Genomic DNA, 7,432 nt, shown 5'->3' with positions numbered 1-7,432 from the left:
AAGGCGATAAATCGCCAAGCCTTCCGACCCTCCCGCAAGCGGGAGGGTGAACCCGTCTTTCCCCCCTCCCGCTTGCGGGAGGGGCCGGGGGGTGGGCCTTCCTTCTTTCCTAAAACCGCGCGTCCAGCCCGACCCGAACCGTACGCGGCCGCAGCGGCGTCGTCTGGTCCCGCCCGGTCCCGAACGGCGTCCCGAGTGAGAAGCGATTACCGCGCGAATTCGTGATGTTGCTGAGCGTCAGCGTCACACCGTAACGCTCGGTCCCGACCCGCAGGTCAGCACCACTGTCGAGGTAATCCCCCTGCGGATCACCCAGTTCCGGGCCGATACCGAGGCGCGACTTGCCGACATAGCTGGCCCAGCCATTGGCGGTCAGCCGCAGGTTCTCGCCGATCTCGCGGTTCCAGCCGAGGCTCATCCGGCCGGAGAACTGCGCGATGTTCGGCACCTGCATCGACCGGGCAAGCGTCGCGTCGAGCAGGCTGGTCGGAGACAAGTTGCTGGCCGCCATCGACCGCGCGACAAGCCCGAGCAGTTCTACGGGCGGCTGATCGACCTTGCTCTGGTTCCACGTCGCGCCGGCCTCGAGCCTCAGGCCTTGCAACAGCTCGACGCCGCCCGTCACGCTGGCTGACCACACGCGGCCGTCGCCGATGTTGGCGGTGCTAGGCAGGCCCGAATTGTCGATGAAGTCGGCCTGGATGTCCTGCCAGCGGGTGTAGGAGACGCTGGCGGAAAGATCGAAGGGGCTGACGCCGGGCTGGCCGTGCTTCACCCCGAATTCGAACGTGCGCGTCCGGTCGCTCTGGAAGCGGCGCACGAAGTCGCTCTCGATCGCGAAGCCGCCGGGGCGGAAGCCCTCCTGATAGCGCATGTAGAGGTTAGTGGCCTCCATCACTTCGGCGTTGAGCGCCAGCGAGGGCAGCACTGTGGTGGTCGTCCGGTCCGCCGTGACCTGTGCACGGGCCTGCGCCATCGCGAACGACACCGCCGGCAGGATATCCTCGCCCGATCCGCCGAGCCGCGAATGGGTCAGGCGCCCGCCTGCGGTGGCGGTAAGACCGGGACGGATGCGCAGGCTGGCTTCGGCGTAGAGCGTGAACTCGTCGATGGTGTTGCGCACGCCGGTGGCGGCGGTGGTCGTCACGAAGTTCTCGAAACTGCGCGTGAGCACCGTGCGGTTGTGGGTGTAGCTGGCGCCGACCAGCCACCCGAAGCCATGCGTCTCGGGCTGCCAGATCCGCGTCTCGTGCGCGATCATGCGCGTGCGGTTCCCTTGCGAGAACAGGCGCGGCGCGTCCGGATCGACCGTGGCGTCGTAGCGCTCTTCCAGATGCTGGCGCACCGCCCCGGTGGTCGAGCGCACGCGCACCTCGCCGATGCGGCCGGAGATCACCAGCTGGCCCATCAGGTAGTCGGCGTCCGAACCCTCGCGCACTTGCGCACCACTGGTCAGCGGCGGGCGGGCATTGCGTCCCGCATACTGGCTGTCGCGCGCATCCGTGGACTGGCCGAGGCCGATCAGATCGACCGTCCAGTCCGGCGCGACCTCCGCGCGAAGCCCGGCGCGGCCGCCGAGGATGCGCGTACGGTTGACGTCCTTGCGGCCGAGCAGCGGCTTGTCGATGTAGCCGCCCAGCGTCGCCGCGTCGAAGTTGGCGCGCAGGGCCACCGAGTTGCCGAGCGGCAGGTTGACCATCGCCGCCGCATCGCCGCCAGGCGCGCCGCTCTGGGTCAGCGATCCGCCGACCGAAATCGCGCCTTCGGTCTCGCCGACAACCGGGGCATTAGGCACGAGGCGGATGATGCCGCCCAGAGATCCGGCACCGTAGAGCGTGCCCTGCGGCCCCTCCAGCACTTCCACCCGCGCCATGTCGGAGAGGCGCAAGTCCGGGTCCGGCGCATTGTAGCTGAGCCTGAGGTCGCCGAGGTACTGCCCCACCGTCGCCTGCGTCGGCCCGGTGAAACTGGAATCGGCGATGCCCCGGATGAACAGCTTGTTGCGCCCGCTGCCAAGGTGCGTGGATGTGACGGTGGCGACGCGCTGGGTGATCTTCTCGGTGCCGCCGATACCCCCTGCCTCCAGCGATTCCCCGTCGAGGATGGTCACCTGTCCGGGCAGTTGTCCGAGGGTGAGGTCGCGCTTGGAGGCCACCACCACGATAGGATCGGCCGCTTCGGTCTCGACAGCAACCGGCGCTGCTGCGGGGGGAGGGGAAGAACCCCGGACGGTTGTTCTTGCCGCGGCGCTTGCCTCGATGCGCCAGGCGCCGGGCGCGACGGCGATGGCCCGGCCGCCCGCCTTGCGCGCGAGCAGGCGCACCGCCTCGGCCGCACCCATCCGTCCGCGCATCGCGGGGACCATGCGGGATGCCACTGAGGGATCGGACACGACGATGCTGGAGCGGGTCTGGCGGGCCAGATCGATCGCGACCTGTCCTGCCGATCCGGCGCGCGTATCGACCGCCATCTCCTGCGCGAAGGCGGTAGCGGGCATGGCCATTGCGGCCGCCACGATACAGATGGCGCCGCGCATCGCCTCAGTGCGAGCCGATCACCCAGCGTCCGTTTTCGGACCGTACCGACAGTCCCAGCAGCGGCCCTATGGAGCCCGGATCCTTGCGCAGCGGCGCCACCAGGATCGAGCCGGAAACCGCGCCCGACCCGCCGGATGCCGCGACATACTCGATGCCGGTGGCTCGCTTGAGCTGCGCGGCGACGTCATCCAGCGTGGCACCTTCGAAGGTCAACCGACCCTCGCGCCATTCGCCGACTTGCTCGGCGGGAAGGCGGGCAAGTGTGTATTCGCTCGTCCCAGCCGGGCGGCGCAGGACTTCGCCGGGCGATACGCGCACGTCGGCGCCATCCGGATCGAACTGCACGGCGCCTTCGGAGACCGCGACACTCAGCCCCTGTGCATCGCGGCGCACGTCGAAGACGGTGCCGATATCGACCAGCCGTTCTTCGCCCACGGCGACCTCGAAGGGGTGCGCGGCATCGTGGCGCACGGTGAATAGCGCCTGCCCGTGTTCGAGCCGGGCATAACGCTTGTCCTTGCGGTCGAACTCGACGGCGGTGCCGCCCGCGAGTTCGATGCGGGTATCGGCGTCGAGCGTGACCCGTCGGGTCTCGCCCAGTGTCGTCTCGACGGTGTAGAGATCGCGCTGCTGGCTCTGGAAGGCCCAGAACCCGGCCACGACCGCGAGGCTTGCGGCGATCGCGCTTGCCAGCCAGGGACGGCGGCGGCGCGGCGGTTCGGCGGAGGAGGCGTCGTCGTTGGCCGGAGCGGAGGCGGCGACGAGTTCGGCTGCATCGGCCACCGAGGCCGCGATGTCGTCATAGGCGCGCGCGTGCGCCGGATCGCCCTCCAGCCAGAGGGTGAACGCTTCCCAGTCGGTGAACGCGGGGTCACCGGCTCGCACAGCCCAGCCGAGCGCTTCGTCCCGGATCACATCTTTATTCGCCATGTCGTTCGCCATCGGGCGCTCCTTCACCGGCGATGACGGAGCCGATCGGCTGCAGCCTCATCGCAGGCTTCATTTCGAGCGTTCCTTCCATTCCGCGAGCGCCCGGTAGGCGACGCGCAGGTCGCTTTCGACGGTGCTGAGGCTCAGGCCCATTTCGCTCGCCACGACTTTCTGCGGCGTGCCTTCTATGCGGTGGCGGCGGAAGATCGTCGCCACCCGCGCGCCCAGGCCGTCAAGCAGGGCAAGAACGCTGGCGGCTTCCTGCGCGGCGGCGAGGCGGCGTTCGGCGGAAGGCTCGGCGGAAACGCCCGGCGGATCGCCCGCATTCACCTGGGTCCAGTCGCGAGCGCGCGCGTCCGCCTGCCGGGTCGAACGGAAACGGTCGATCATCAGCAGGTCGGCGGTGCGGAACAGATAGGACAGCGGTGATGCAACCGGACCGGGACGGCTGGCGCCGATCTTGAGCCAGACCTCCTGAACGAGGTCCTCAGCCGCATCTCCCGCGCCGCGCGCGCGCATAAAACGCAGCAGCTTCTCCCGATGTTCGAGAAAAGCCGCTTCAAGGCCGGCTGAGGGGGAAGTTTCTGCGGTCACGAAGAAGGGGCGCGAAGTCTGGGGCTACTCTTGGTCGGGCAGCCTGATAGACGTTCGCACGCCTTCGGGGAAGTACCGTCGTCCCGACATCGACCGCGGTGCCGGGACGAGGAAAGATCAGGTCGAGAGAATTTCAGTTCACTGCGCGAATATGATGCCCCGGCTCGATCGCTGCCGGGGGAGCTGCTTCCAGCATGTGGTCATGTTCGGCGAAGATCCGTTCGATTTCGCTGCGCTTGTCGAAGATCATGCGGGCGACACCCGAAGTCATCCCGCCTTCGTCCCCGACCCGGCCCAATACGCCGGCGAGGTCTTCGAGCGTCGCGCGCTCAGGGCTGCTGTGGAGTCCGCCCTTGGTATCGCGGTAGGCAGTGCATTCGCTGGCCATGACCATTCCCCTTCAATGTTTGCCGTCCTGTTGAACGCGCGGAGGCCTTCGGAGTTGCACTCAGCCGACTCCACTCGCCGCAAGCAACTGCGCGAGACCGGCAAGATCTTCAGCGAAGCGCCCCTGTTCGCGCTCCCGGCTCTCACCGTCGAGACGAAGCAGGTAACTGGGGTGCGCGGTGAGCCAGACACGTGTGCCGTCAGGCAGGTAAAGTGCCCGGCCACGTTCGCGTCCGATCGCCGGGGTGCGGCCCAGCAAGCCGCGCGCGCTGCTCGCGCCAAGGGCCAGCACGACTTTCGGCTTTACCAGCGCGCGTTCGTTGTCGAGCCACCAGCGGCACATATCGATCTCGCCCGCCGTAGGGGCCTGGTGCAATCGCCGCTTGCCGCGCGGGGCGAACTTGAAGTGCTTGACCGCGTTGGTGACGTAAGCCGCCGTCCGGTCCACGCCTGCCTCGCCGAGCGCGCGGTCGAGCAATTGCCCGGCTGGCCCGATGAAGGGGCGATTTTCGCGCTCCTCGGTATCGCCGGGCTGTTCCCCGACGATCATGAGGTCGGCGGTCTGCGGCCCTTCGCCCATGACGGCGCGCGTGCCGTTGCACCCGATCGGACAGCGGCGGCATTGTGCAATACCTTCGGCGATGGCCTGCAGGCTGAAGGGCGCGGCTTCCTGCTGGAAAAGATCGGCACCGCTGGCGATCATCGCAGCCTCGCGCTTGTGCGCCCCCGCGATGAGATCGGGAATCTGGCGAGCTTCGGGCAGGTTCTTCCAGTACCGGCGGGGCATCTCCTTGAGCATCATGCCCACCTTGAGCCGCGCCGGATTGAAGATCGAGCGATAGTAGCCGAGCCACAGGTCCTCGGTCGCGTCCTCAGCCGGCGCGTCCGCACGCGATGCGGGCGGGCCTTCCAGCAATACTTCCCCGTTCCAGTGCAGGGAAAGGCGGGGCGTCAGGATCGACCAGCGCTGGCTGGCGAAGCGGTTGACGAAGAAATCGGCGTTGGCGCGCTCGATCCGGTGTTCGGGCTCGAACCAGGCGACGAAGCGTTCGATCCCGTCTTCGTCGGCTACGCTGCGGAAACGGACGAAAGCGCGCATCTTGTGAATGTCCCGCCGGACCTGCTTCGCCATGCGCTCCAGCGCTGCGACGTCGCGATCGGCGGCATCCTCGAGCAGGCGAGGCCGGTCCTGCAGCCGCCAGAGCACGCGATAGAGCAGCCCCAGCCGCGCGGCGTCGCAGTGCAGGACGACGCTTCCGGCAAGGTCGAGAAAAGCCCGGCTCGCCCGCACCTGACGCAAGGGTTCCGCAGACTGGGGCGACGACGGTGCGGCGAAAAGATCCGCCGAACCGTCCGCATCGCCCCAGGCCGTCGCCTCGGGCGCTATGCCGCGCGCAACCAGCCGCCGGGCCTCGTCGCGCCAGGCCTCGAAGTCGTCGGGCTGCCCGATGGCCGCGGCGATCATGCGAACAATTCCATCTGCTGCGCCGGTGGAGCAAGGCGCGCTCGCAAGTCCGCGCGGTCGAGGAGCAGGGTGGGGCGCCAGTCGTCGGTGACGATGAAAGGCCGCAGCTTCTTCACCGAGACGCTGAGCCGCGCGAGATCTTCCAGCCGGATCGATCGATGCCGCCGCGCGGCGAGGATCGCATCGACCGCCTTCACGCCAAGCCCCGGCACTCGCAACATCGCTTCACGCGGGGCGCGGTTCAGATCGACCGGGAACCGGTCCCGGAACTTGAGCGCCCAGGCGAGCTTGGGGTCGATATCGAGAGGCAGCATGCCATCATCCTCGGTCGCCTGTTGCACGTCCTGCGGCGCGAAACCGTAAAAGCGCATCAACCAGTCGGATTGATAGAGCCGATGCTCCCGCATCAGCGGCGGGCGCCTCAGAGGCAATACGGCGCTGGCCTCGGGGATCGGACTGAAGGCAGAATAGTACACGCGCTTGAGGGCAAAGCGGTCGTAGAGCGTACTGGCCTTTCCCACGATCTGGGCATCGCTGGCGCCGTCCGCGCCGACGATCATCTGGGTCGATTGCCCGGCGGGGGCAAATATGGGCGCTTTGCGAAAACGCTTTCGAGCATCATGCGCCTCGGTTATCGCGCCCGAAAGCCTGCCCATGGCACCTTCTATGGTGGCCGCGTTCTTGTCCGGCGCAAGGCGAGACAATCCCGCTTCGGTAGGCAGTTCGACGTTGATCGAGACCCGGTCCGCCCACAGCCCGGCCTGAGCCACCAGTTCGGGTTCCGCCTCCGGAATTGTCTTTAAATGGATGTATCCACGAAAATCGTGCTCTTCCCGCAGGATACGTGCGACCTCTATCAACTGTTCCATCGTATGGCTGGAAGACTTCACGATCCCGGAGGAGAGAAACAGCCCCTCGATATAGTTGCGACGATAAAACGAAAGCGTGAGATCTACCACTTCCTGCGGCGTGAAACGCGCGCGGCGCACGTTCGAGCTTTTGCGGTTGATGCAGTAATGGCAATCGAAGATGCAGTGGTTCGTCAGCAGCAACTTCAGCAGCGAAATGCACCGCCCGTCCGGGGCATAGGCATGGCAAATGCCCATGCCCTCCGTCGAGCCCAGCCCGCGTCCGTCACGACTGTTTCTTTTTGCGGTACCGGACGACGCGCAGGAGGCATCATACTTGGCGGCATCGGCAAGAATTTCGAGACGGTCCATGATGGAGGAACGAGACATATGTTCCTTATATGTTCCAATCAAATCCTTTGCAAGTCGGCCGATGGTGAGTCGTCATATCCGTTTAATCCGGATTGGTACGATCGCGTCGGCGACCCAGATTGGGGGTGCTGCCGACGGGTCAGCAATGCTAACCCCCTGTCAAACGGCAGCGGTCGCGGCGATCGGTGTCCCGGTCGTCGCGACCTTTTGATCTGTGTGGGCAGCTTCTATTTTCCGGATGCATTTGCCGCCGAGCTGGCGGGTCGGTCACCCTGGAGCCAGTCGTGTCCGTCCGGAGC

General features: G+C 66.8%; 6 protein-coding genes. All 6 read right to left on the bottom strand.

Annotated elements, in window-relative coordinates:
- Positions 1-109 precede the first annotated feature (109 nt).
- On the bottom strand, positions 110-2,536 hold the full coding sequence (locus tag HWN72_RS09315) for a TonB-dependent receptor (protein ID WP_211150107.1): 2,427 nt from the start codon (positions 2,534-2,536) through the stop codon (positions 110-112).
- A 4-nt stretch (positions 2,537-2,540) separates the two neighbouring features.
- Positions 2,541-3,467: a FecR domain-containing protein gene (locus HWN72_RS09310; RefSeq protein WP_211150106.1), complete on the bottom strand. Its 927-nt coding sequence runs from the start codon at positions 3,465-3,467 to the stop codon at positions 2,541-2,543.
- Positions 3,468-3,536: 69 nt separating this feature from the next.
- The gene (locus tag HWN72_RS09305) at positions 3,537-4,061 is read right to left on the bottom strand and encodes an RNA polymerase sigma factor (RefSeq protein WP_211150105.1); all 525 of its coding nucleotides are present in this window, start codon (positions 4,059-4,061) and stop codon (positions 3,537-3,539) included.
- 133 nt (positions 4,062-4,194) lie between these two features.
- Positions 4,195-4,449, bottom strand: a complete 255-nt coding sequence (locus HWN72_RS09300) for a hypothetical protein (RefSeq protein ID WP_036524835.1) — start codon at positions 4,447-4,449, stop codon at positions 4,195-4,197.
- Positions 4,450-4,509: 60 nt separating this feature from the next.
- A complete protein-coding gene (locus HWN72_RS09295; RefSeq protein ID WP_211150104.1) occupies positions 4,510-5,913 on the bottom strand; it encodes a UdgX family uracil-DNA binding protein in 1,404 nt (467 codons plus the stop codon).
- A complete protein-coding gene (locus HWN72_RS09290; protein WP_211150103.1) occupies positions 5,910-7,151 on the bottom strand; it encodes a putative DNA modification/repair radical SAM protein in 1,242 nt (413 codons plus the stop codon). The genes HWN72_RS09295 and HWN72_RS09290 overlap by 4 nt, the downstream gene beginning before the upstream one ends.
- Positions 7,152-7,432 lie beyond the last annotated feature (281 nt).

The organism is Novosphingobium sp. HR1a (genome assembly GCF_015594425.1).
GTDB classification, from domain to species: domain Bacteria; phylum Pseudomonadota; class Alphaproteobacteria; order Sphingomonadales; family Sphingomonadaceae; genus Novosphingobium; species Novosphingobium resinovorum_A.
Note: the sequence above shows the minus strand (reverse complement) of the source record. Positions and strands in the feature narration are given on the sequence as shown.